Origin of the sequence: Amycolatopsis sp. SID8362, from assembly GCF_010550475.1 — a bacterium.
GTDB lineage: Bacteria > Actinomycetota > Actinomycetes > Mycobacteriales > Pseudonocardiaceae > Amycolatopsis > Amycolatopsis eburnea.
In genome coordinates, this window is record NZ_JAAGNB010000100.1 from 1 (window position 1) to 24,274 (window position 24,274).

The window sequence follows — 24,274 nt, forward strand, 5'->3', positions numbered from 1 at the left end:
GCGGTGCCGGCGCGAACGCGCCGGGCGAGCCCGGGTCCATCGCCGGCGGCGGCTCTCCGCGGCGGCGGTTCCGGCAGCGGCCAACGGGCCGGTACGTCGCCTGACTTCGGCGCGTCGCCCCAGTGGCCCCGCTGAGAAGTCCGCGAAAATCGAGCACGTGCATTCGCTGCTGTCCGACGGCCTGCGGAAGGTCCTTGGTGAGGCGTTCCGTCAGTCGGTTATCATCTGGCGTGCAGCGTCCGGGCCTGACTGCGCATGTCGCGAAGGCACACCTTGATTCCCGTCTGATTGCACCAGAGGGCAATTCGGCTCGATCTTCGTCGCCGACCGGGAACAGGTTCGACGTTCAGCTCAATGTGGACAGTCCACATTCGCCCGTTGGCTGTCTGGACCTGCGGTTGCAGGTACTTTCGAAGCAGCCTACCCTTCGTTCGGGTTGCCAATCGGGCTTCAATCCCTCCGGAACGAAACCCTCGACACGACGAGATTCCGAGGAAGTGAAGTATGGCGGACTGTAACCCGAACCCCGGGGGCTGGCCGAGTCGCTCGTGGACAAGCAGAACGCTCCGCCCGGTGGTTCGTGTGCGGAACGAGGCGAAGACCCGGTGTCCTCAAGGTCACAAGCTGGAAGAGCCCAACCTCAAGAGTGCCCAAGGCAAAAGGATTTGCCGGGCCTGTGTAAACGCTCGGCAGTGGGCGCGGCGACACAATCTGTTTAATGACGATCCGGCGGCAATCGAGTATGCGAACGAATTGTACGAAAAGTACATGGCGAGCTTGCGTTCTGTCTCGGCAATTGAGTCGCGGAAAGAATCAGACTGAACCGCGTCTGCTGCTGTAGTTGTCAGCCTGGGGCGTTGTTCGAGAAAGGGTTGTCTGCCAAGCATGTGGGTATCCGCACTACAGTAGTGCGCACTCGGCTGACCATGAACTCCGGCGAGTCAAGCCCACGTGTCACTGAGGCACGAAAAGTTCCCTTATGGTCCAGAACGATCTTTGCGGTGCGGTAGTGCTCCTACAATCCTGTTCGGCTACTACCGACACATCGGTCAGCCGGCGCGAATCGGCGTTGGCATAGCGGGAAGGCTGCGGTGATGCGCGTCAAGCATGGTTGTGAGGAACGGCGCCGGTGGGGAACGACGCGCGCGTTTACGGGACGCCGGCGGAGCGTGGGCGCGCTCCTGGGGGCCGGTTCCCTCGCGCTGGCCGGGCTGTCGATCGCCACGGCGACGCCCGCCCAGGCCGCGAGTGCGGGGCAGACCTGTTCCAGTGGTACCTGCACGGTCACGTTCACGGCAGTCGCCAACTCGACCTGGACGGCCCCGGCCGGGGTCAGCTCCGCGACGTTCACCGTTGACGGCGCACAGGGCGGAACGGCCGCGGACAACGGCGGTGCCCCGGGGTTGGGCGGCGAGGTCGTCGCGACGATTGCCACACAGCCTGGGACCGCCTTTACGGCGAGTGTCGGCGGCGCTGGTGGGAACATCGACCCGAACAGCTTCGGCGGTGGCGCCGGCGGCGTGAACGGCGGTGGCGCCGGCGGACCTCTCATCGGTGGCGGCGGTGGTGGTTACAGTGCGGTGCTCTCCGGGACCAAGCAGCTCGTCGTGGCAGGTGGCGGTGGCGGAGGCAGTAATTGCCAAACGACCGGCGGTGCCGGTGGCCAAGTTGGTGTTGCGGGCGCCGATTGCGGAGGGTCGGCTACCGGTGGTCAAGGCGGGACCGCGTCGAGCGGCGGCCCCGGCGGCACTGGAGTAGCGTGCGCTGGCCAGCCTGGCGGTCCTCTCACTGGTGGGGGTGGCGGTAGCACCCCCTGTGGCGGTGGCGGTGGCGGTGGCTGGTACGGCGGCGGCCAAGGCGGAGCCTTCGCGGACACAGGCTTTGGCATTCCCAATGGAGCCGGTGGGGGCGGCGGATCCAGCTACGTCGCCTCGAGCCTGACCGGTGTCTCGTACAAGACGGGAACACAGTCAGGGAACGGTCGAGTCACGATCAGCTACCCGGATCCGGTGTCGGCCGGCAACCTGTCGACGACCGCCGGAACCGGTTCGCTGACCGTTGCCGCGCCCGGCGTGCTCGCGGCGGCGACAGGTCCGACCCCCCTCACGGCCGGCCTCGAAACGCAAGCCGGCCATGGAACGGCGACGGTCAACGCCGACGGGTCGTACAGCTACACGCCTGCCGCGTCCTTCTCCGGGACGGACTCGTTCACCTACCGGGCGACGGACGCGGACGGCGATTACGCCGTCGGGACCGTCACGATCACTGCGGACACGGTGGCTCCGGCCGCTCCGGCGATCACGTCCCCGGCGGACGGCGCCGTGACCAACGATTCCACGCCGACGATTTCGGGCACTGGCGAGCCCGGTGCGACCGTGACGGTGACTGTCGACGGAACGGTGGCGGGGACTGCCGTCGCCGAGGCGAGTGGCAGCTGGTCGTTGGTGCCCACCAGTCAGTTGGCAGATGGCTCGCACTCGTTGACGGCAACGCAGACCGATCAAGCGGGGAACGCGTCCGCGCCGTCGGCGTCGGTGACGGTCACTGTGGACACGACGGCTCCTCCCGCTCCGGTGATCACGTCTCCCGTGGACGGCGCCACGACCAATGACAGCACGCCGACGATCGCGGGGACCGGCGAGCCCGGGGCGGCTGTCACGGTGACCGCGGCGGGTACGGTGTCCGGTCCCACCACGGTCAACGCTGACGGCAGCTGGTCGGTGGTGACCGGTTCGTTGCCGGATGGTCCGCATGCGTTCACAGCCGCGCAGACCGACAAGGCGGGGAACGCGTCCGCGGTGTCGGCGTCGGTGACGATCACCGTGGACACGGTGGCTCCTGCCGCTCCGGTGATCACCTCTCCGGCCGACGGGACAGCGACCAGCAATCCCACGCCGACAATCGCCGGGACCGGCGAGGTCGGTGCGACCGTGACGGTCGCGGCTGCGGGCACGGTGTTCGGCACTACGCGCGTCAACGCTGATGGCAGCTGGTCGGCGCTGACCAGCCCCCTGCCGGATGGCTCGCACGCGATCACGGCCACGCAGTCCGACAAGGCGGGAAACACATCCGCGGCGTCGGCGCCGGTGACGATCACTGTGGACACGACAGCTCCCGCTGCGCCGGTGATCACGGAGCCTCACGCCGGAGCTCGAGTCAGCACAAAACGGCCCGTCTTCAGCGGTACCGGCGAGCCGGGTGCCACTGTGGACGTCTGCGTGGCGTCGGGCTCCTGCGATTCGGTCGGGACGGCGGTTGTCGGGGCTGACGGCAACTGGACGCTCACGGCCAACCGCGATCTGGCCTGCGGTGACCACACGGCAACCGCGACCCAGACCGACGCGGTCGGCAACGTCTCGCCGGCCAGCCAGGCGGTGACCTTCACCGTCACCTGCGGCGTGCTCGGCGTGTGCGTTGATCTTCTCGGCGTGGTCGTCTGCGTGTAGAGGTGTAAAAGAATCAGTGCAGCCGGGGCCGATTCACCCCAAGGTGACGGTGTGGTCTCCCGACGGTGGAGAGGGCCGTGTGGGAGCATGACTTCATGCACGGTCGGCCTGCGGTCAGCGACGGTTCGGTGACGTCGGTCGACGCGTTGTCGCGGATACAGGCGTGGACGGTGACCGGGGCCCGGGGCCGCTGGCTGACCGCCGAACGAGTCCTCGAGCTCGGTGGGCGACGCTGGGTCGTCGGCCTGACGCCGGTCACCGACGGCGGACCCGTCGCGCTGGTGCTCTGGTGCGGCGAGGACGTCGTCGCCCACCGGCGGGGCAATGAGGCCGAGGTGTGCGGGATCGCCGCACGGTGGGTGTGGAACCTGCAGTCCGGGCGTGCGTGGGACGAGGGTTGAGCATCCCCTCCGAAGACGACGATCAAGCTGGGCGGCCCGCCTGCTGACGCTCTTGGGGACACCGAGTTCAGGCGACGAAATCCGGTGGTGCGAGCGGGCCGGCGGCGCCCTGGTGGCCTCAGGAGTGGAAAACCCCAATACGCCGCCGGCCCTGAGCACAGGGCCCAGCTGCCCCGTACTTCAGTGGTCGGCCGGGAGTTCGGCAAAGTTCCCGGGACGGACGGCACGTGCGTTTCAGTCAGGCGTGGTCGTACGGGCAAGGAGGCGTGCACGTCGAGGTGGTCGTTCGGGTGTGCGAGCCGGGGCGGGGTGGCACGACGATTGTGCGTACAGGCGAGAAACGCGCCGGCCGCGATGGAGGGCAATCGATGACGGTGATCGTGCTGGGACACGACGTAAATCCTGATGAAGCGGAGACGTTCCTCCCGGCGGGCGTGCAAGTGCGAGTGTATGGCCAGCAGGACGTCGCTCTCCGGACGGAATCGGGGCTCCTGGCCGTGCTGGATGCGGCGGGTGAGGTCATCACGGGCTCCATCAAGAACTACCGCCTTGGCGCTCTCGGAGACGACGTCGTCGCGGCGTGGCTGGCATTGGCGCAGGACTCGGGCGAGACGGTGTGGCTGGTCGGCTCGGACCTTCCCGGCGAGCTGCGGCTGTGTGAGTCGGGGGAAGGCGTGACCTGCGCCGGTCTGGGGGAGCACGTCTGCGACGGCTTGCTCGGGCGAGCGCGCGCGTTGGGCGAGACCGACGTCGCCCTCATCGAGTGCAGGGGCTCGGCGTTCCGTGACGACACCACGCGCGAAATCGACGAGCACCGGAACTGGCTCTTGGCCAAGATCGCTTCCGGCGATCCAGCACAAGTCGCCGTGGTAGAGGAAAAAGTGGACAGGCTGCCTGTTCCTTCGATCGCCATGCTGTCGATGGACAACTACTTTCGCTGTTGGATGCAGGCTCGCTGGATCAAAGGCTGCGCCGAGCGGAACGAGTTGGAGAAGCTCTTCGTGCACCTGCAATCCAACATTCGAGACCTCGACGTGATCATGGACGTATGGAAGAGAGTCCCTGCTTATGGTAAAGCGCTGGACGATGCGGCGTTCAGAAACCCCGTGGTCTTCCAGAAGTGGATGCTCGCCCTTGGTGAGAGCTATGTCGTTCGTGCCAAGTTGGTCGCCAGGAGTGGGCTGGCAGACGTCTGGTATCTGAACAACCTCGATGTCGTTGCGAAATGGGACGACCATTTCCAGGCTTTGTTCTATCAAGGTGAAATTGATCAGGCTGAGCAGGATTTCCAAGGGCTCTCTTCGCAGGCTAAAGCTCGCCTTGCGGACTATCATGACTTGTACCGGTGCTGGCCGTTGATGCAAGAGGCGGCGGGTTATGCGGATCGAGACGAGGTCGCTGAACTGTTCGACTACCTGGATCAGCAAATCTTACCTCTCGACCCGTCTATGGATTGCTTCAGTGTGATACCATTCTATGGTGATCGCATCGACGCGGTCGTGGAAAGGCAGCCTGACCGATTGCAGGGCGTTGTCAAGCGTTATCCCGACGTCGCGCGTGCACTGTATCGCCGGAGTAATATAAAAGAGGTGTTCGACCTCGCTGGCTTGTTTACGCCTGATTCTGAAGGGTCCTAGTGCGATGCGGCCAGTGGTGTCCGCCGCCGCGACTTTGCCGCGGCCCTGCCCTGGTGAGGATCGGGTCCTCCAGCTGCGCCGGTAGTCCGACTCGAGGTCGTCCAGCGGACGTGTCTTGCCTCACGCGCGGGAACCGCGACCGCGCGCTGCTCGACGGCTGAGGGGTGAAGACGTCCCGGTTCCGCACAGCGGTCGTGGCGGCGGTGGTCGCGGGGCTTGCCCTGGTGTTGCTCGTCGTCGCGTCCGCAGGCGACGCATACGCGCTCCTGGGTAACGCCGATCCTGGGCCGCTGACCACCTACGGCTTCGCGGTCGTCCGGTTCCTCGCCGACGCCGCGGGCGCCTGCTGCTTCGGTGGGCTGGTGTTCGCCGCGTTCGTCGCACCCGGTCGGCGGGACGGCGCGGTGTCCGCCGATGCGTTCGCGGCGAGCCGGTTCGCCGCAGGCAGCGCCGCCTGCTGGCTGGTCGCCGCGCTCGTCGCAGTGCCGTTTTCGGCGGCGGTTGCTTCGGGATTGCCGGTTTCGCGGATCCTTCGGCCCGAGGTGTTCCTGCCGACCCTGAACGCGACCGAAGAGCCCAAGGCGTGGCTGTGCGCCGCGGTGGCGGCCGCGGTGGCGACGGTGCTCGCGTGGACGGCGATGGGGTGGCGCACGGTCGTCGGGGCGGCGGCTGTCGCGGGGATCGGGTTGCTTTCGCTGGTGCCCGTCGGGCACGTGGCGGTGGGTGCCGGGCACGATCTGGCGACCAACGCCATGTTCTGGCATGTTCCCGCCGCGAGCGCGTGGCTGGGCGCTCTGGTGGCTCTGCTGGCCCGGCTGCGGCGCGGACCGGGCGACCTCGTCCTGCGCCGTTATGGCCGGCTTTCGTTGACGTGCTTCGTCGTGACCGCCGTTTCGGGCGTGGCGGCCGGGCTCGTGCTGGCCCGGCCGGACGGGTTGGTCAGCCGCTACGGCCTCGTGCTCGCGGTCGAGACGGCGTTGCTGCTGGCCGCGGGGACCGGCGTCGCCGCCTGGCGCCGCCGCCGGTCCAAGGGCCAGTTCGTCGTGGCCGAGCTGGTCCTGCTGGCACTGGGGCTCGGCGGGTCGACGGGGCTGACCGTGCTGGTGCCGCCCGCGTTCGTCAACCACCCGGCGACCGTGCAGGAAACCGTCCTCGGCTACGGGCTCGACGCACCGCAAACGCTCGGCCGGCTGATCGGGGACTGGCGACCGGACCTGCTGTTCGCGCCGATCGCCGTCGGCGCCGTCACGGCGTACCTGCTCGGGGTCCGGAGGCTGCGCCGCCGCGGCGACCACTGGCCGCCCGGTCGCGCGGTCGCCTGGCTGGGCGGCTGGACGATCGTCGTGGTCGTCACTTCCTCCGGGGTCGGCGTGTACGCACCGGGGACGTTCAGCCTGCACATGGTCACGCACATGGCGCTGAACATGCTGGCACCGGTCCTGCTGGTGCTCGGCGGCCCGGTCACGCTGGCCCTGCGCGCCCTGCCGGCGGGCTCGCACGGTGCTGTTCCCGGGGCGCGTGAGTGGCTTGTGTCGTTGTTGCACGCACCGGTCACGCGGTTCTTCGCCCACCCGGCCGTGGTCGCGGTCCTGTTCGCCGGGTCGTTCTACGCGTTGTACTTCTCGGGCCTGTTCGGCGAGGCGATGCTCTACCACTGGGCCCACCAGCTGATGAAGGCGCACTTCCTGGTGACGGGCTACCTGTTCGCCTGGGTCGCGGTCGGCGTGGACCGGACGCCCCGGCAGGTGCCGCACCTCGCACGGCTGGGCATGGTGTTCGCGGTGATGCCGTTCCACGCCTTCTTCGGCGTGATCCTGATGAGCAAGCAGACGGTGCTCGCCTACACCTACTACCACTATCTCGACTTGCCGTGGGTCGGTGACCTGCTCACCGACCAGCGCCTCGGCGGCGGGATCGCCTGGGCCGGCGGGGAAATCCCGATGGTCGTCGTGGTGGTCGCCCTGCTCGTGCAGTGGGCGCGCGACGACGAACGCCGCGCCCGCCGGGCCGACCGAAACGGGGAAGCCGACTTCGACGCCTACAACGCGATGCTCGCCGAACTGGCGGACCGCCGGATCAAGGAGAACACGTGACCACCGCTGCCCCGGACATCGACGGCGTCCGGACGGTCGACCTGGACGTGACCGGCATGACTTGCGCCGCCTGCTCGGCGCGAGTCGAACGCACGCTCAACAAACTCGACGGCGTCCGCGCCTCAGTGAACTACGCGACCGAACGCGCCACCGTGCAGGTCCCCGGCGGGCTCGGTGACGACGTGCTGGTCGAGCGCATCCGCAAGGCCGGGTACGGCGCCCGCGTCTGCGCCGAAAACGACGAGGACCTGACGCTGAACCGGGTGCGCGATCTGCGCCGGCGGTTGATCGTCGCGGCCTTGCTGGCGATGCCGCTGGGCGATCTTTCGATCACGCTCGCGCTGGTGCCGTCGATGCGGTTCCCCGGCTGGCAGGTGCTGTGCCTGGCGCTGGCGGTGCCGGTGGTCTTCTGGGCGGCGCTGCCGTTCCACCGGGCGACGCTGCGGAACCTGCGGCATCGCTCGTCCAGCATGGACACCCTGGTGTCCCTGGGGGTGCTGACGTCGTTCGCTTGGTCAGCCTGGGCGACGCTGTTCGGCGGCCACGAGCCGGGCTACTGGGTCGGTTTCGGGCCGACCGCGGCCGGCGCCGATGCGATCTATCTCGACGTCGCCGCCGGCGTCACCACCTTCCTGCTGGCCGGGCGCTACTTCGAGAGCCGATCGCGGCGCAACGCGGCCGGTTTGCTGGCCGCGTTGGACGCTCTCGCCGCGAAGGCGGTCCGCGTCGTGCGGGACGGTGCCGAGCGGATGGTGCCGGTGGGCGAACTGACCGTGGGAGACCGGTTCGTCGTCAAGCCGGGAGAGGCGTTCGCCGCTGACGGCGTTGTCGAAAGTGGACGATCTACTGTGGACGTCAGCGCGGTCACCGGCGAGCCGGTACCCGCCGAGGTCGCCCCGGGTGACCGGGTGATCGGCGGCTCCGTGAACCGCGAGGGCCGGTTGGTCGTGCACGCCACGGCGGTCGGCACGCACACGCAGCTCGCGCAGATGACCGCGCTCGCCGAGCAGGCCCAGGCGCGCAAGGCGGCGGTCCAGCGGCTGGTCGACCGGATCTGCGCGGTTTTCGTCCCGGTCGTGCTGGTGCTGGCGCTGCTGACGTTCGGCGGGTGGCTGCTGACCGGGCACCCGGTGCGAGACGCCTTCACCGCCGCGGTGTCCGTGCTGATCATCGCGTGCCCGTGCGCGCTCGGCCTGGCCACTCCGACCGCCCTGATGGCCGGCGTGGGCCGGGGTGCCCAGCTGGGCATCCTGATCAAGGGACCGGACGCGCTCGAGGCCAGCCGGAAGGTCGATACGGTCGTACTGGACAAGACCGGCACCGTGACCACGGGCCGGATGACGGTAACCGGCTGGCGCCCGGCGCCCGGCTGCGGTCAAAGTGACCTGCTGCGGTTCGCCGGTGCTGCCGAAGCCGGCTCCGAGCACGCGATCGCGGCCGCCGTCGTGGCTGCCGCTCGCGCGGAACTGCCCGTCCTGCCGAAGATCAGCGCGTTCACCGCGTTGCCAGGACTCGGCGCCGAAGCCACTGTGGACGGTCACCTCGTCCTCGTCGGAAGTTCCCGGCTGTTCGGTGATCGTGGCATCGCCGTCGCTGAGAACGTCGAGTCCATCCAGGCCGCCGGAGCCGTGCCCGTGCTGATCGCGGTCGATGGCGAATTCATCGGACTGCTCGAGGTCCGGGACGTGGTCAAGCCCTCTGCCGCGGCGGCCGTGACCGCGCTGCGGGCGCAGGGGCTCCGCACCGTGCTGCTCACCGGTGACCACGAAGCCGCCGCCCGGGCGGTCGCCGCCGAGATCGGCGTCGACGAAGTCCGGGCCGGTGTACTGCCCGCCGACAAGGCCCGCCTGATCGACGAGCTGCGGGCCACCGGCTCCCGGGTGGCAATGGTGGGCGACGGGATCAACGACGGCCCCGCGCTGGCCACCGCCGATCTCGGCATGGCCATGGCACGCGGCAGCGACATCGCGTTGCGTTCGGCCGACTTGGTGCTGGTCCGCGACGACCTCCGGGTGGTTCCCGACGCCATCCGGCTAGCCGGCCGGACACTGCGGATCATCCGCGGCAACCTGGTCTGGGCATTCGGCTACAACGTGGCAGCCCTGCCACTCGCGGCCTTCGGCCTGCTCAACCCCCTCATCGCCGGCGCGGCCATGTCGCTGTCCTCGGTGCTGGTGGTGTCCAACAGCCTGCGGCTGCGTTCGTTCGAAGGTTCCCAAACGAAGGAGAAGCACAACTGATGGCGAAGAAGAAGTCTGTGATGACCGCGAAAAAGGGGATGTCGGCGAATGCCCGGGTGACGATCGCGGTGCTCGTCGTCGCTGTCCTCGTCATCGGAGCTGTGCTGCTGGTCAACCGTAGCGGCTCGGATACTCCGTCGCAGCGCGCGGGCGAGGTCACGGCGGACGTTCTGTGGCGCCCGGACAGCAACTCGCTCACGACGTCGCCGGACAATGCGGTGACCGTGGTGGAGTTCCTCGACTACCAGTGCTCGGCCTGCGTGTCGTTCTACCACAACATCACCAAGTCCCTTGAGCAGGATTACGCGGGCAAGATCACCTTCGTGATCCGCAACTTCCCGCTCGAGATGCACCCGCTGGCCGAGCCTGCCGCGAAGGCGGCCGAAGCGGCGTCGCTGCAGGGCAAGTACCAGCCGATGTTCAGCAAGCTCTACGGCGACTTCCCGGCGTGGGCGCTCATGGCCGACGGCCGGAACGTCAGCGACGACACCGTCCGAGCTCAGGCGAAGTTCGAAAGCTACGCCGCGGAGATCGGCCTCGACCTGGCCAAGTTCCGCAGCGACATGGCGTCGCCGGCCGTGCGGCAGCGCATCGACCAGGACAAGGCCGACGGCGAGAAGGCCGGTGTCACGGGAACCCCGGCGATCTTCGTCAACGGCAGCCTGTTCCAACCCGTCGCCCGGACCTACGCCGACGCCTCGCAGCAGCTGCGTGACGAGATCGACGGCGCGTTGGCCGCGTGATCAGGCGTGTTCGGTCTCAGCCTGGAACATTTGCTGATCCTGCTGGTCGCCGGTCTGTTCATTCTTGGCCCGGAACAGCTCCCGGAAACCGTCCGCTGGCTGGCCGAGAGCGCGCGCAAGGTTCGCACCTTCGCCGCAACCGTTCACGAGCAAGTGCAGGACGAGCTGGGCCCGGAGCTGACTCAACTGCGCAAGCCGCTGCAGGATCTGCGGACGCTCCGTAGTTTCGACGCCGGGTTCGGCGAAGACCTGTCCCGGGCCGGCACCGTGGTCGCCGCGGAATGCCAGCGTGGTCTCGACGTCACGCCACTGCGGCCGGGGGAGCGGGCGCCAGTCGACCCGGATGCGACATGAACAACACCGATCGATGCTGTGTGATCAGGTCGCCCAGCTGAAGTTTTCCCGTAGTTTGTCGCCGATGGGTTCGTCGGCGTTTTGGAGCTCGGCGGCGAACTTGTCGTTGTTGCGGCCGGCGGTTTCGTCGAGTGCCTGGCGGTAGGCGGGGACGGTGTTGATGATGTCAAGGACGATGTCGAAGTCGCCCGCGCTGTCCCGCAGCGCCTGGAACAGTTGGTCGATATCGTCTTGGTTGGCGTAGTAGGTCATGGTGCGTACGCATTGCCAGGCGCTGAGCCAGGTGCTGGTGGGAAAGAGGGCGGCGCATGTTTCTTCGGGCAGGCCGTCGATGTCGGTTTCGGCCTGTGCGGCGTTGCCGGATGTCAACAGGGTCCAGAACCGCTGGTCCAGCAGTTCGCGCAACACGTCGCGTCCCAGCAGTCCCTGTTGCACCGCTGGGTTGGCGTTGGAGAAGCGTTCCCAGAACTCGGCGAGATTCTGCTGCGCGGCGGTGTCGAGGGTTTGACCGTAGCCGGGTTTGGTGACGAACTGATCGAGCACGCTCCCCGGCACGCCAACCCCCGCTTCCAGGAGCTCGAACGCGTAGGGTAGATCGCCGTCTCGTGCGGCTTCGTAAACCATCTGGGCCCCCTCCCAGGCAGGAATGCCCGAGGAGGCATGAGCAGCTGACGGCGGGTCGAACAGCATGGCCTCTCGACCCACTACTATTGCGTTCTTCAGCTCTGCTGCGACGCCGTCCTCAAGCGCATTGACCCTCCGCCATAGTTCGTCCCGGTCGCTGAGGCAGGCTCGATCGAAGATATCTCCGTACCAGGGCACCTGCTCCAGCCAATTCATGACCTTCCAGATTCGGGCAATGTACGAGGCCAGCTGGCCGACGAGCTGATCCAGTTGGTTTTGCTCGGCATAGATCTTGACCCAGCGGGCATTCAGCCAGTCCACTATGTCCGGATAGGTGAGCAGCAGGCTTGTCGTCGCTGGTGGAAGTCGGTCGACGTAGGCTTCCGCCTCGGCGATCGCTGCCCGGTCGGCGGGTCGTTTCCCTATCCGGCGCCACACGTAGGCCACGGGGGCATCGTCGGGGTCGACGGGGTCGACGGGGACAGCCGCAGCAGAGGACGTGGCGGGATTCCGCCGGACCGGTTGTCCTTCGAACTGTGCCCGGGTGAAGTCGTAGTCGGTATCGACGTGCAGCTCGGGCTTTTCGATGTCGTTGTACGCTTTCCCTCGACGCTGGCCGGGAAGCCCTTTTCGGAAGGTGGGCGCTTCGCCGAGACAGGCGACCAGAACGATGTCATCCACCCGCTCAGGTGGCAGGTGGCCGAGCACACCCGAGCAGATGTGCCGTCCCAACCTCTCGCAGCGAGGCTCCACCACCTCCCTGGGGGTGGCATGTTCCCGGGTGGTTCCGTCCAGGCAGGTGTGTTCGCCCGCCTCGTAGCAAAGTTCCGTCGTCCGACCGGGGTTGTCGTGCCCACACAACCGGATATCGTGCCGGAGGTCGGATCCCACCCACAGGATCTCCGCGTTGCTGTCGGCCGCCAGCGCGGTCCACTGGGCGACGAGCTTGTCGTCCTGCCGCGCCAGCTGGTAGTTCTTGATCGGTCCGGTGATCTTCCTGCCCGGCTGGCCTGCCCCATCGAGCATCGCGAACAACGAGATGCTCTGGTCCAGGTTCACGGTGTGCGCGGTGTAGGTTCGGACCGTTTGACCGTCGGGAACAAAGGTGTCGTCACCGTCCGGATCTCCCCCGTGTCCCTTCACGATGGTGGTCACGCGCGTTACCTCCTGAGACGTCCCGGACGCGGCACGGTCAAGCTTGCGCGCACAGCGGCCGATCGGACGCGTCCGAAAGGGATACGTCACGGACACGATCGGCTGCCCACGGGACTGCCCGAGCCTGGTTGAGCTGTCGGGCCGCCGCCGGTCGGTTCTCGCACCTCAGTTGACGCAGGGAATGCCGCCGCCGTCGACAGCTGCGCCCTGCGAGCCGTACGCCGGTGGTTCCGGATCGCCGGTCGAGCGGCTCTCTGACGATGCCGTGGCGCTTCGGGAACCGGGAGGCGCGTCGGCGCCGTGCGGGCCGAGAGCGGCCGGGAGGACATACCCGGCCCCGAGGAGGATCCGCACGTGCCCGCCTGGCACGCGGGAGTCCGCGACAACCGGCAAGCCACCCAGCAGCGTGGCGGCGGTGGCGGCATCGGTTTTCGCGCCGGGTCCGTAGGCGATTGAGGACTTCCCGGAAGCGGCGCTCTCCATTGCGCCGGCGCGGAATCCGTACGGGCTCAGCGCCTGCGTCACCGCCGCAGGCAGCCCGCGTTGCCCGGTCGCGTTACGCACGTCGATCGTCGCCGACGCGTACACTTGTGGTGTCGTCGGCGGAGTGACCATCCCGAACGCGGTCCGGACCGCGGTCCGTACCTGTTCGACGTCGACCTTGTTCACGTCCTGCCCGTTGACCTTCTGAAATCCCGCGATCGGCAGTGTGGTGAACACCAGATTGCCGCCGGTCAGGCTCTGCGCCTGCTGCGCGAAGGAGAGGACGTCCCATCCGGCGGAGATCACCACGTCCTTCTTCGCCGTGTCGACCAGGTCCTGCAACTTGCCCAGATCGGTGAAGGTTCCCGCGCTGCGCAGCTTGTGCGCCGCGGAGGCGATGAACGCCTGCTGCCGGTGCGTGCGGTCCAGATCGCCGTTGTCCAGACCGTGCCGCTGTCGCACGAACGCCAGTGCCTGCGATCCGTTCAGCGTTTGGCGCCCGGCCGGGAAGTCCGCGCCCGAATAGCGGTCCTTCACCGCGTGGTTGAGACACACCTCGACCCCGCCGAGCGCGGTCGCGAGGTCGTAGAAGCCGGCGAGGTTGATCTCGGCGAACCGGTCGATCGGCACGTCCAGGAAGTTCCGCACGGTCTCGAGGGTCTTCTTCCGGCCCGCTTCACGGCCTTTGTGCTCCAGCTCGGCACCGGTGATGCCCTGCTTGGCCAGGTCCCGCTCGGCGTAGAACTTCGCGAGTCCGTACGCCTCCTTGATTTTCGCGTTGGGGTAGCCGGGAATCCCTTGTACCGGGACGTAGTCGTCGCGCGGGATGGACACGGCTGCGGCCTTGCCGCCGTCGCCGGGGATGTGCATGAGGATCAGTGTGTTCGTGTTGTAGCCACCCTCGGTGCCGTCCCCGGCGTGCAGCTGGTCGAGGATCTCCGGTGGCAGCTGGTTGCCGTCCTGGTCCTTGCGGGAGTCCAGCCCGATCAGCAGGATGTTCTGGTCCTTTCCCGTCGACTTCGGTCCGGTGGAGTCCAGGGCGTCCGAGGTGCTCAACCCGCTGGTGAGCTGGGTGAGCATGGTCGAGGCGATCCCGGTGCCGGTCAGCACCAGCAACGACACCACGCCGACCGCGATCCGCCCTGTCAGCTTCAGCACACTTCCGCGCCCAGCGCCCCGTGCCCGGTCGGCAGCGGGTGGCGGGTCGACCGGGCGGATCCGTACCGTCGGCGCCGACGCCAGAGACCGTGCTGCCGCGTCCGGACGTGCCGGTGGCCGGCGGCGGCGCGCGGGCGGCGTCCGGCGCTGGTCGTGGTCCACGTTCAACTCCTGTGATGGCCCGACTGAAACTGTCTGAGTACAGACGTCCGACTTCTCTGCCGGGTTGGCCGCTGGCGCCGTGAGGCCGATCACGAACGAGGACGCCACCCGGCCCGGCCGCTCGACCGCGCAAGCTGTCCTATGCACTTCAGGGCAGTCGGACGTGCACCCGTGTTTGAACCCGGGCGCCTGGCGCGAAGGTCAGGCACGGAGTGTGCTGGTAGCCAGCAACTCAAGCGCCGAGGCAGGCCGGGCGCGCGGCTGAGCAGGAGAGACCACGCAGTGACGCCCGACGACCGTGACCGGCCCCGCTACTACCTGATCGGCGCGGCCGGTTGGCCCAACTACGGTGACGAGCTGATCGCGTCGATCTGGCTGCGATACCTGGCGGAGATCGCCCCGCACGCCGACGTCTGGCTGGACTGTCAGGCACCGGGCAACGCACGGCTGCTGCTGGGCACACCGCATCCGAGGGTCAACTACGTCGACACGTTGTGGCGGTTGTCCGAGGCCGCGCCGTCGGGACGCCCGTGGGACGTCGCGGCGTGGGTGCAGCACGCGGTACGCGATTCCGGCCATGCACCGCGGTGGGGTGCCGGGATCGAACTGCTGCGCGACGTCGACGTGATTCACGTGATCGGCGGCGGCTATCTCGCCGGGGTGTGGCCGACGCATATCGGGCTGCTCGCCGGCGCGGTGGCCGCAGCGCAGCCGTACACCAGGGTCGCGGCCACCGGCCAGGGTGTCTGGCCTCCCGCCCCGCACACCGAACCGTTGCTGCGCTCGCTCACTGAGCGGTTCGACGTGGTGGACGTGCGCGACGAGCCGTCCGCCGAACTGCTCGGCGGTGCTGCGGCCGGGGTGACGCACGGCGGTGACGACGTTCTTCTCGCCATCGACCAAGTCCTCATCGACCGGCGTCCGGTCCCGAAGTACATGGTGTGCGCGCAGTCGGACACCAGTGAGTTCGGCACCGAGGAACTGGCCGCGTTCGTGTTGTCGTGGCTGCGCTCCCAGGACGTGAAGCCGGAGGATCTCGGGATCGTCGAAGGCATCCCGCGGGCCGATCGTGAGGTGTACGCGCTTTTCGAGCACGCCGTACCCGGTGCGCGGTTCTACCCGTTCCAGGAGGTATGGACGGAAGGGCTTCCTGTCGCGGCAGGTCAGACGTGGTTGTCGACGCGGTTCCACCCGCACTTGGTCGCGGCGCACGGCGCGGGCGGTGTCGCGATCAGCGTCCACTCCGACTTCTACGCGAGCAAGCACCAATCCCTGCTGGCACTGGGTTCGCCGTGGACGATGGTCGGCAAGCCGTTGCCGTCGAGCGTCGAACCGCCGGCGCCGTCCGGATTCCCGGCAGGGGTGCTGAGCCGGCAGCGGGGGCTCAAACGGGAGATCGCACGCAGGGTCTACCCTGCGGCGCACAGCAGTCCGCGGCAGACGGCTTCAGACGGGGCGGGCTCAGGTGACACGGGCTCCGAACCCGGCGCGCGGTTCAGCTCACTCCGCCGCGTGCGACGCGCACTGGGCGACCGCTGACCCGGACGGCTCGGGCCCCAGTACTGCGGTGGCAGTTGGGTGAGTGAGTTGCCACCGCGTTTTGTCGGTCGCCTTTCAAGACAACGGCGTGCGCGAGCACGGACATGGTGATGTGGGCGTACCGGGTTGGTCAGGGCCACCTATTCGCAGTTGAGACGCGGGCGATGCTCGATGAGACGAACGTGAAAATTGTCTGAACTGCCGCGGAGCCATCGCGCCCGTAGATGTCGGACGCGAGCATCCCGATCGCAGAGTGCCGCCGCAGGCTGTCGTGGAATCGATCGGCGCAGCCCGTTCGGCAAGTACGCCTTCGCAGTCAGGTGCGCCGTGTGTTCCCCCGCCTCGGTCGGTATGCAGGTTCGTGCCACGGCATCTGCCGCCACGGCGGCCTCGGCGACCATCTCGGTGCTGATATGGTCAGAGGTGTCGTCGCTCGGCACTTGCCGGGTTGCGTCTGTCGCTGTCCGCGTGGACGGCGGGGTCGGATCGACGACCGTCGTCTTGACCTTGAACGTTCGTGGGCTCCTGACCGCGATCCCGATCGAGGCCGCCCGTCCTGGCCGTGACCACATCGCCCCGATCGTGCCGGCCAGGGCGGGCCGTTGCCGCGCACCTGGTTCACTGGACAGTCTCCGGTGCCCTCGTGGGCACGTCTTGGTAGTCGTCGTCATGCACGCCTGATCGTGGCGATTTGCAGAATCTGACAGATACTGTCAGGCGACAGGCGTGCTGCGCTTCATCTGACAACCGTGTCAGGACGTGTGTGCCGGGACTCATTCGCGGCTCCGAGGGGTTGGCGGCTACGAGAGGGGACAACCTCAATGAAGACCGGGCGTACTGTTGATGGGCGACGGAGTCTGTCTCACGAATACGGCGGTGCGCCAGGGCAGACCTGGCGCGCGGGAATTACCCGCGGTACTGCGGCCGCCGCGGCCGCGCTCGTGTTGGGTGCGGCTTCACTCGTCGCTGCACCGCCGCTGGCTGCGGCGACGTGCGTCAGTGACATTTCGAGCCTGAGGGACGCTGTCCACAACGTGCCGTCCGGTGGCGACACCGTAACCTTGTGTGCCGACATCGCGAACAATGACTGGGATGACAAGGGCGCGGGCCTGAACATTTCGAATGCGGATGGGGCGAATGGGGCGGATGGGCCCGTTACCCTCGAGCTCAACGGGCACTCCCTCTTCCTCAGGGGGAATGGCGAGGGCGCAGGCATCCGGACGCCCGAGGCAACACTCATCATCAACGGTCCGGGGAACTTGTGGGCTTTGGGTGGTGATGGCAGCGGCGCCGGCATCGGCGGGAACGGCCACAGAGAGGCCGGCGGTACGGTCACGATCAACAGTGGCGCGGTCTGGGCAATCGGCGGCAACGGCCGCGACGGCGGTGGCAGTGGTATCGGCGGTGGCGGCGGTGACGGCTTCGATGGCGACAAACAGTTGACCCCGGGTGCTGTCGGCACGGTCACGATCAACGGCGGCACCGTGAACGCCACGGGCGGTAGCTACACTGGCCCCAACGCTGGTACCGGCACCCAGGTCGGAGGCGCCGGTATCGGCGGTGGCGGCTTCAGCGAAAGTGACCCTACGAAGACTATCGTCGGCGGTGCCGGCGGCACGGTTGCGATCGGTGCCGGCGCGGTCGTGAACGCGACGTCGGGTTATCACGCGAACGCGGTGGTCGGGAGTAACGGTGCCGTCGACTACGGGACGGTGTCCAACGGCGGCACGTTGACGCTGACCGGGATTCAGACCAATTACGGGACTCTGACGAACACCGGGCTCATCAACATCAACACCCGAATGACCGGTACAGCTCATGTGACCAACGACGGCACGATCCGTCTGACCGGCGGGACCGTGGACTACAGCAAAGCGTACATCGAGCATCACGCGTTCCTGGTCGGCTACTCACCCAGCCAGCCGAACAGCCTGTCGCAGGTGCTCGCCGCCAGCTACGTCGACGCCCAGGTCCCGCTGCCCGCACCGCCGTCCGGGCAGGCGTGGTACAGCACTAACACGTGCGCCGGGCAGGTCGTAACCGACCGAACGGATCTGCAAGCGCCAGCGGTATTCGGGCCGAAGACGGTCGAACCGGCTAACGCTGACCATAATGGGGACGGAACCGCTGACACGAACAACGTGACCCTGTACGCGAAAACGCAGTATACGGTCACGTTCGCCCCCACCGGCGGGACGCCGACCCCGGCGACGCAGCCCGTCGCCTCGGGATGCTATGCCACCAAACCCACGGAACAACTGTCCAAGACGAATTACACATTCAAAGGATGGTTCACTGAGCCGACTGGTGGCACGGAGTGGCGGGACTTCACCGCCACGCCCGTCACCAGCGACCTGTTCCTGTACGCGCAGTGGGAGTCCACCGCGACGACGTCGACTACCTCGAGCAGCTCCCCGCCGTCGACTAGCTCCACATCGTCGACTGTCCCGGTCGGCCCCACGCCGCCGACTACCCCGGGCAGCACGGGCACCATCGTCGTTTCGGACGCGACAGGCGTCGCCACCGATTCGGGCGGGTCGGGTACCGGCGCTGCTGGTCAGGCCGCCAACCGCCAGGCGGGATTGGCTCAAACCGGAGTCGAGGTCAGAACTCTTCTCTATTGGGCACTGCCCATGCTGCTGGTCGGGACCTTGGCCCTCATTATCGTCCGACGCCGCCGGCGCGGCACGCGCTGACATTGGTCCGGAGAGGCGGGGCAACCCCAAGTCAATGTAAGTGAGATGAGGCAGGCCGCCTTGGAGGGTTTATGACCACCGGCGTGGATCAGATAAGGGCCTGGATTTCCGAGCCATTGCTGAGACTGAGGCGGTTGCGCCAATTCGAAGCAGCGACCGACTGGGGCGTGCACTTTGGGGACTTCCTTGAGCAACTGGGCCTTGATGGCGATGCTCCAGTTGCTCAGGCCTTGCGAATCCGGCTCAGTGCGATAGCGGATGATGCCGATCGTGACGCATTCATCGCGAGCGACGAGTTCGAACAGATCGCGTACCAACCTCAACTCTACGAGGCCGACGACAACGATTCCGGCGACGACTCAGCACCAAGCGATTCCGACTACGACGCGGCCGTGTACGAAACACCGGCCGAGTCCACTCTGTTGAACGAGAACAATCAGACCGCGTGGTTCACCTTCTGCGCGGTGCACTTGCCCGGATGGGATCGATCCGAGGAATCCTGGCCTAGGTACTCCGCGGGGTTCGTGTTCGAGGCTGGCCAAAGGGGCTTTGGCGGCTTGGCCCAAGAGTTGGCCGACGGGCTGACAGGGTTGGCGGACAACGCGCAGCGGGTCCAATTCTATGACGAATACGTCAGTGGTTGCCGGAGTTACGGTCCGTCATCCGACGTCGATGCAGTTCCCGACTCGGGTTTGCCGTCCGAGTATCCCGAAGCTGTCGTGCATATGAACGATGCCGAAGAGGAATCGATGCCTTTTGGACAGCATGATGTCGCCTGGTTCCAATTCTGTATCAGGCGATTGCCTGCGTGGCGCGGCACCGGCGGCGGAACTTGGAACCAGTTCTACGAACGGTTCATGGCTGAGGCTGAGAATGGAAGCTTCGGAGAACGTGCTCAGGCCTTGATGCTATACAGTCTTGCGATTCCTGTTAATGCGCGACGCACGTACCTCAATAATATGGTCAATACATTCCGGGCGACCCTGGAGCAGTACGGCCTGCCCGTGCCCGCTGTCGACGACGACGCTGTGTCAGAGGTCGCCAGCGACGACGGGAACGAGATCAGCATCGGGGGAAATGGAGAGGGCGGCTGGCAACCGGTTCCTCCGGAAGTTCTCGATCCCAGCGTGGTCGCCGTCGCACCTGAACCCGAGGTTCCGCCGGATTACGAAGCGCTCGAGTATGGCGGTGAGATACACGAATCCGGCACTTGCTCCATTTGTCTGAATCTCTTCGTGCTGGACAGTCGGATCGCTCAATCTGCCTGCGGGAATCCTGCGTATCAGAATCCCCACTATTTCCACTGGGATTGCATAGCTGCTTGGGGTTACCGGGCTCGGCGGGATGTCTGCCCATTGTGTAGAGGAAAATTAAAGCCACCGCGACGCATCGACTACGTGCCCGAGCCCATCGCTGCTCCTCTTCAAGCCTCCGCCTCTGAATCCGACGAACCGCTCACGTTCTCTTACGACGCGGACGACTGGTATAATTTCTGTGACACGTACTTGCTTGCTCTGTACGACCAGCCGAACCAGTCCTGGGATCAGTTCTCAAGTGCATTCCTGATTCAGGCGGATGAAGTTGGGTTCGGCCCCGTTGCGCGTGACTTCCTCGCTGATGTTGCGGGAATAGTGCCTACCGCCCGCCGCGAGCACCTTCGGAATTGTATCGAGAACCCCGCGACGCTCAAGGCCTTCGCTGACCGCCCGGTCGAATTTGATGGCGACGCCTAGTCGAGGGTTGTCGCCGGCTCGCGCAGCGTTGCCGGACCCGTCCGGCGCCCACGTCGCCACCGAGATGGGTATCTCGCCCATGCGCGTCCAACGGGGCAACCGCTAACAGGCGCCACGGCGAGGTCGGCCAGTTCGGCTGGCCCAGCATCCCGCACCACCAGGCCATTGCGAGCCCGCGGAGGTGGCCCGGATCGAGCAGCCAGGCCGGCAGTGGAACACTCGGCCCCAGCATGGTCACCGAAATCGCCGCCGGGGCAACAAGATCTCCGCGCCGACCCGTCGGCCGACACGCGTCGCGGCTGGGTCCGGACTGGCGCCGCTTCCTCGACCCCACCGGCCAGAACAGCCGGGTGCCACGCCGGAACATCGCCCGCCGGCCAGGGTGCGCGTCCACGGCAAAAGGAGTTGACCAGGACAACCAGGTTTGCCCGAGGCCGGCGGGCTCGTGTCGAGAGGCAAGCGGACGTGTCCGGGCAGGTCGAGCCAGCCCGAGTCGTTCGCACTGAGGAACGCGCCATGCGCCGGCCAGGATGCGGTCCGCCACCAAAAGGCACGCGTGGATTCGATCGAGCAGGTCATCCGGGCTCGGGGTGGAGGCGCACGTCGCATTGAACGAGCAGCCGCAACCGGTTGATTTCGGCCTCGATCGTCGGCTGCCGGCGTGGCGACACGCGAAACATGCAGGTGTTCGGTCAGGCCGGAACGCCGAGCACCGCTGGAGAGTGCGGGATCAGCCATCGCCACCCACACCCGTTCCGACCGGCTCCGAAGGATCGGCTACCAGCTGCCCGTTCGTGGCCAGGTGGCCGGCGGCACGCCACTTGCGCAGGATGCGACGGCCGTAGTTGTGCGTGCCGGCCACGCGGTCGAGGTCCGCGCCGGTGGGTGTGCGTCCCCGCCTGCATTCCGATTCGTAGAAGGCCCACATCCGCTGCTCGGCGGTTTGCTCCTCGGGCTCGTCCGACCGCGTGGAGACCTCCGTCGAGCGGGGCTCCTGGCTCGGTGTGACCGACGCCGTCGTCGCCCGGTGGTGCTTGAGCGACCGATTGAGCAACTCGACCGCCAAGAGCAAGGCCAGGGGTGGACAGGCGGCGACCATGATGCCGAACGCGCTGAGTGACGAGGCGGAGGCGATGTTCGCGCAGAGGGAGAGCGACACGCCGAAGACGAAGGCCAGCCAGGCCTGCCAGCGGCTCCCCGCGCCCGACTTCCAGAGTTCGACCGTCGCGATGGTCAGGAGGCCGTCGACGATGAGGGGCCAGATCCAGGCCGTCGTCTCGTCCGCGCCGAAGCGCAGGGCGAACTGGAGTCCGTGCCGGTAGGAGGCGAAGGCCGCACCGAGGGCGACGAGGCCCGTGCACAAGCACTGGACCCCCAGCGGCAGGCCGCCACTGGAGCCCTTCACCGCGACCCCTCCCGTCGGCGGCGACCGAACTCGACTAGCGTCAAAGTCGCGGAGATCTGCAGGTCAGAGCGCTGCTCGGGCGGGTGGTTGCTGTTCGTACCCGGTCGGGGGTACAACAGCTACCACTCAAGCTCGGCTGACTCAGGTCAGCCGAGCTTTTTGCTATGTGGATGCCATGGCCCGGACCGTGGACGTGGACGCCTGAGTCGGGTGACGTCGAACAGCTCGTACAGGAGCTCCCGCGGCGCCTTCGCCAGGTTCACGGCTCCTGGCCGCAGACCGGAAATCGAGCAGTGGGCCGCGGCACGCAAGGTGGATGTTGACTGAAGCCGACCCGCCCCGACTATCCGGAGGGTTCGAGGCCGGGCGGGGGTCTCCCTATGCGGTTGTCAAGCCGCGGCGGGAGCTGGTTCGGGTGGGTGCCGTTGCGGAGCATCGCGTAGAGGACGTCACAGCGGCCCTCGGTATCCGGACGCTCGCCGCCGTGACCCGGCACGGTGAAGCCCAGGCCGCGTCCGACCGGGGCTTCACCACGCGAGACGTCGTCAGCCGCCCGCGCGGGTTGTCGTGCGCGTCGGCGGCGTCACCGTTTCGGAGCGGTACCCCAGCCGCCCGCGCGTCGCGATCAGCACCACCGCTGCGGCGATGCCCGACGCCGCCAGGAACACCAGGGCCACGTCGTTCGCGTCCGCGTTCGGGAACACGTCCGCCCACGCGACCGAGATGGTGTTGTTCACTCCCGTGTGGACCAGCATCGCGATGGGGAGGCTCTGGCCGCTGCGGTTGAACACCCACGTCATCAGGATGCTGAAGAGCGTTGTCGTCGCGACGAACTCCACGATCGTCCAGACCGTCACGTCCGGCCAGTGGCCCCACTCCGAAAAGAACAGCGGCAGGTGCCACAGGCCCCACAGCGGGCCGAGGAGCAGCGTTCCGCGCAGGGGGCCGAACTTCGGCTGCAGGTAGGGGAGCGCGAAGTCACGCCAGCCCGGCTCCTCGGCCAGGCCCGTCGTCACCATCTGGAACACCAGGCCCGGCACCAGCGCCACGAACACCGCCGCACCCGGCACGTGGACGTCGCCGCCGCTCAGGGCCACGCCGGTCAGGATGAGGGCCGCCGGGACGCCGAGGATCGCGCCGATGTACCAGCGCCAGTTCACGTTCCACTTCAGCAGCCGGCCCGCCCAGCGCCGCAGGCCCGGCCGCCCCTCCGCGGCCGCCGTGACGAGGAACGCCGCCAGGATCGGGCCGAGGTAGGCGCCCGGCAGCACGCCGAGCAGCTGCGTCGTGCCCGCGATTTCCGGGAAGGAGAAGTCCGGCTCGACGCCGAGACCGTTGCGGCCCAGGACGTACGGTGTCCACGCGATCCAGCTCAACGCGAACGCGAGGGTGAAGAAACTGGTGAGCGGGTAGCGCGTGATCAGGCGGCGTACTCCGGTTTTCCCTTGCACAGTATTGCCTTTCCTTTCTCGGACACGAACGGTCATTCGCCGACACGCATCGCTGCGACGGCGGCCGGGCGCAGGGCGAACCGGGTCGGGACGGCGATCGCGCCCCAGCCGACGAGGGCGGCGGCCGCGACGATCCCGGCGTAGACCAGTGGTGGCACGGTGGGCATCGCCGTTCCGGTCAGGCCGAGACTGATGCCGACCAGCGGCGGCAGCGCGGCCAGCGATCCCAGCACGATCGCGGCCACGACGACAACGGCCGCCTCACCGCGCGCCATGGCGCGGACCTGGCGCGGTTTCGCCCCGACCAGCCGCAGCAGCGCGAACTCGCGGACCCGGGCCGCCGTGGCCAGGACCAGGATGTTCACCACCGCGATCGCGATGAACGCGAGCAGCACGAGGTTGAGCACCAGGTTCACCGCCGACTGCGCCCCGGCCGCGTCGTTGCGCGCCGTCACGAACGCCTGCCGGTCGGCGACGTGGACCTCCGGGAACGCCGGGAGCGCGGCTACCCTCCCCGCGACCAGGATCTCGTCGTCGAGCCCGCTCGTGGTGTGGCCGGCGACGACGTCGTGCGGCAGCACCAGGTCCCCGTAGCCGAGTCCGTTGCCGTAGACCGCGACGACACGGGCGGTGTGCGGGGTGCCATCACCGAGGCGCATCACCACCGTCCCGCCCAGATCCACGCCGAACGTCCCGGCGGCGCCTTCGCTGACGGCGACGGCGTCGCCGGTGAGCCCGGCCAGGTCGCCCCGGCGGACGTCGAGGTCCAGGACGCGGCCGAGTCCCTCCGGGGTGACGCCCTGCGCGGCGTAGGCCTCGGTCGTCGGCTCGCCGAACTCCTGCGCGGACACCAGAACCTGCGTGTGCACCACCGAAACCGCCGCCGCCACGCCCGGGGTCCGGCGGACCGCGTCGGCCACGGCGGGCGCGACCCCGCCGTCGGCCACGAGCACC

15 protein-coding genes are annotated in these 24,274 nt (G+C 67.6%); 10 read left to right on the forward strand and 5 right to left on the reverse strand.

Translation table 11 applies throughout. The features are described from left to right. The first annotated feature begins 2,009 nt into the window (after positions 1-2,009). The 7 genes from G3I65_RS58705 (at position 2,010) to G3I65_RS03600 (ending at position 10,914) form a co-directional block, all read left to right on the forward strand. Complete coding sequence (locus G3I65_RS58705) at positions 2,010-3,446, forward strand: Ig-like domain-containing protein (RefSeq protein WP_160694712.1); 1,437 nt, start codon at positions 2,010-2,012, stop codon at positions 3,444-3,446. Between the two features lie 95 nt (positions 3,447-3,541). After that, complete coding sequence (locus G3I65_RS03575; RefSeq protein ID WP_160694714.1) at positions 3,542-3,847, forward strand: hypothetical protein; 306 nt, start codon at positions 3,542-3,544, stop codon at positions 3,845-3,847. A 266-nt stretch (positions 3,848-4,113) separates the two neighbouring features. Beyond that, a complete protein-coding gene (locus tag G3I65_RS03580) occupies positions 4,114-5,484 on the forward strand; it encodes a hypothetical protein (RefSeq protein WP_160694716.1) in 1,371 nt (456 codons plus the stop codon). A 164-nt stretch (positions 5,485-5,648) separates the two neighbouring features. Continuing rightward, entirely contained in the window at positions 5,649-7,577 is a 1,929-nt protein-coding gene (locus tag G3I65_RS03585; RefSeq protein ID WP_309235241.1) for a cytochrome c oxidase assembly protein, read from the forward strand. A gap of 56 nt (positions 7,578-7,633) precedes the next feature. Continuing rightward, the gene (locus tag G3I65_RS03590) at positions 7,634-9,817 is read left to right on the forward strand and encodes a heavy metal translocating P-type ATPase (protein ID WP_166639626.1); all 2,184 of its coding nucleotides are present in this window, start codon (positions 7,634-7,636) and stop codon (positions 9,815-9,817) included. A gap of 20 nt (positions 9,818-9,837) precedes the next feature. Continuing rightward, a complete protein-coding gene (locus G3I65_RS03595; RefSeq protein ID WP_239070401.1) occupies positions 9,838-10,560 on the forward strand; it encodes a thioredoxin domain-containing protein in 723 nt (240 codons plus the stop codon). A 6-nt stretch (positions 10,561-10,566) separates the two neighbouring features. Continuing rightward, positions 10,567-10,914 (forward strand): Sec-independent protein translocase TatB, encoded by a 348-nt coding sequence (locus G3I65_RS03600; RefSeq protein ID WP_160694722.1) that lies wholly within the window; start codon positions 10,567-10,569, stop codon positions 10,912-10,914. A 24-nt stretch (positions 10,915-10,938) separates the two neighbouring features. Here the strand turns inward: G3I65_RS03600 and G3I65_RS03605 are convergent, their stop codons facing one another. Next, positions 10,939-12,693 carry a hypothetical protein gene (locus G3I65_RS03605; protein ID WP_160694724.1) on the reverse strand — a complete coding sequence of 585 codons (1,755 nt, stop codon included), beginning with the start codon at positions 12,691-12,693 and terminating at the stop codon, positions 10,939-10,941. 165 nt (positions 12,694-12,858) lie between these two features. Then, positions 12,859-14,334, reverse strand: coding sequence for an LCP family protein (locus tag G3I65_RS03610; protein WP_203612268.1), 1,476 nt, complete (start codon positions 14,332-14,334; stop codon positions 12,859-12,861). Between the two features lie 444 nt (positions 14,335-14,778). Between G3I65_RS03610 and G3I65_RS03615 the strand changes: the two genes are divergently transcribed. The 3 genes from G3I65_RS03615 to G3I65_RS03625 all read left to right on the forward strand — a co-directional run bounded on the left by G3I65_RS03615 (position 14,779) and on the right by G3I65_RS03625 (position 20,464). Continuing rightward, positions 14,779-16,035, forward strand: coding sequence for a polysaccharide pyruvyl transferase family protein (locus tag G3I65_RS03615; protein ID WP_309235242.1), 1,257 nt, complete (start codon positions 14,779-14,781; stop codon positions 16,033-16,035). An 821-nt stretch (positions 16,036-16,856) separates the two neighbouring features. Further along, entirely contained in the window at positions 16,857-18,731 is a 1,875-nt protein-coding gene (locus G3I65_RS58180; protein WP_160694728.1) for an InlB B-repeat-containing protein, read from the forward strand. Positions 18,732-18,802: 71 nt separating this feature from the next. Further along, positions 18,803-20,464, forward strand: coding sequence for an RING-H2 finger protein (locus G3I65_RS03625; RefSeq protein WP_160694730.1), 1,662 nt, complete (start codon positions 18,803-18,805; stop codon positions 20,462-20,464). A gap of 730 nt (positions 20,465-21,194) precedes the next feature. Here G3I65_RS03625 and G3I65_RS03630 read toward each other — a convergent pair. From G3I65_RS03630 to G3I65_RS03640, 3 genes are all read right to left on the reverse strand, one after another. Next, the gene (locus G3I65_RS03630; RefSeq protein ID WP_160694732.1) at positions 21,195-21,869 is read right to left on the reverse strand and encodes a DUF2637 domain-containing protein; all 675 of its coding nucleotides are present in this window, start codon (positions 21,867-21,869) and stop codon (positions 21,195-21,197) included. A gap of 545 nt (positions 21,870-22,414) precedes the next feature. Next, a complete protein-coding gene (locus G3I65_RS03635; protein WP_309235243.1) occupies positions 22,415-23,320 on the reverse strand; it encodes a CPBP family intramembrane glutamic endopeptidase in 906 nt (301 codons plus the stop codon). Positions 23,321-23,352: 32 nt separating this feature from the next. Beyond that, positions 23,353-24,274: FtsX-like permease family protein (locus G3I65_RS03640; RefSeq protein ID WP_160694736.1), on the reverse strand; the 922-nt coding region annotated here is incomplete at its 5' end.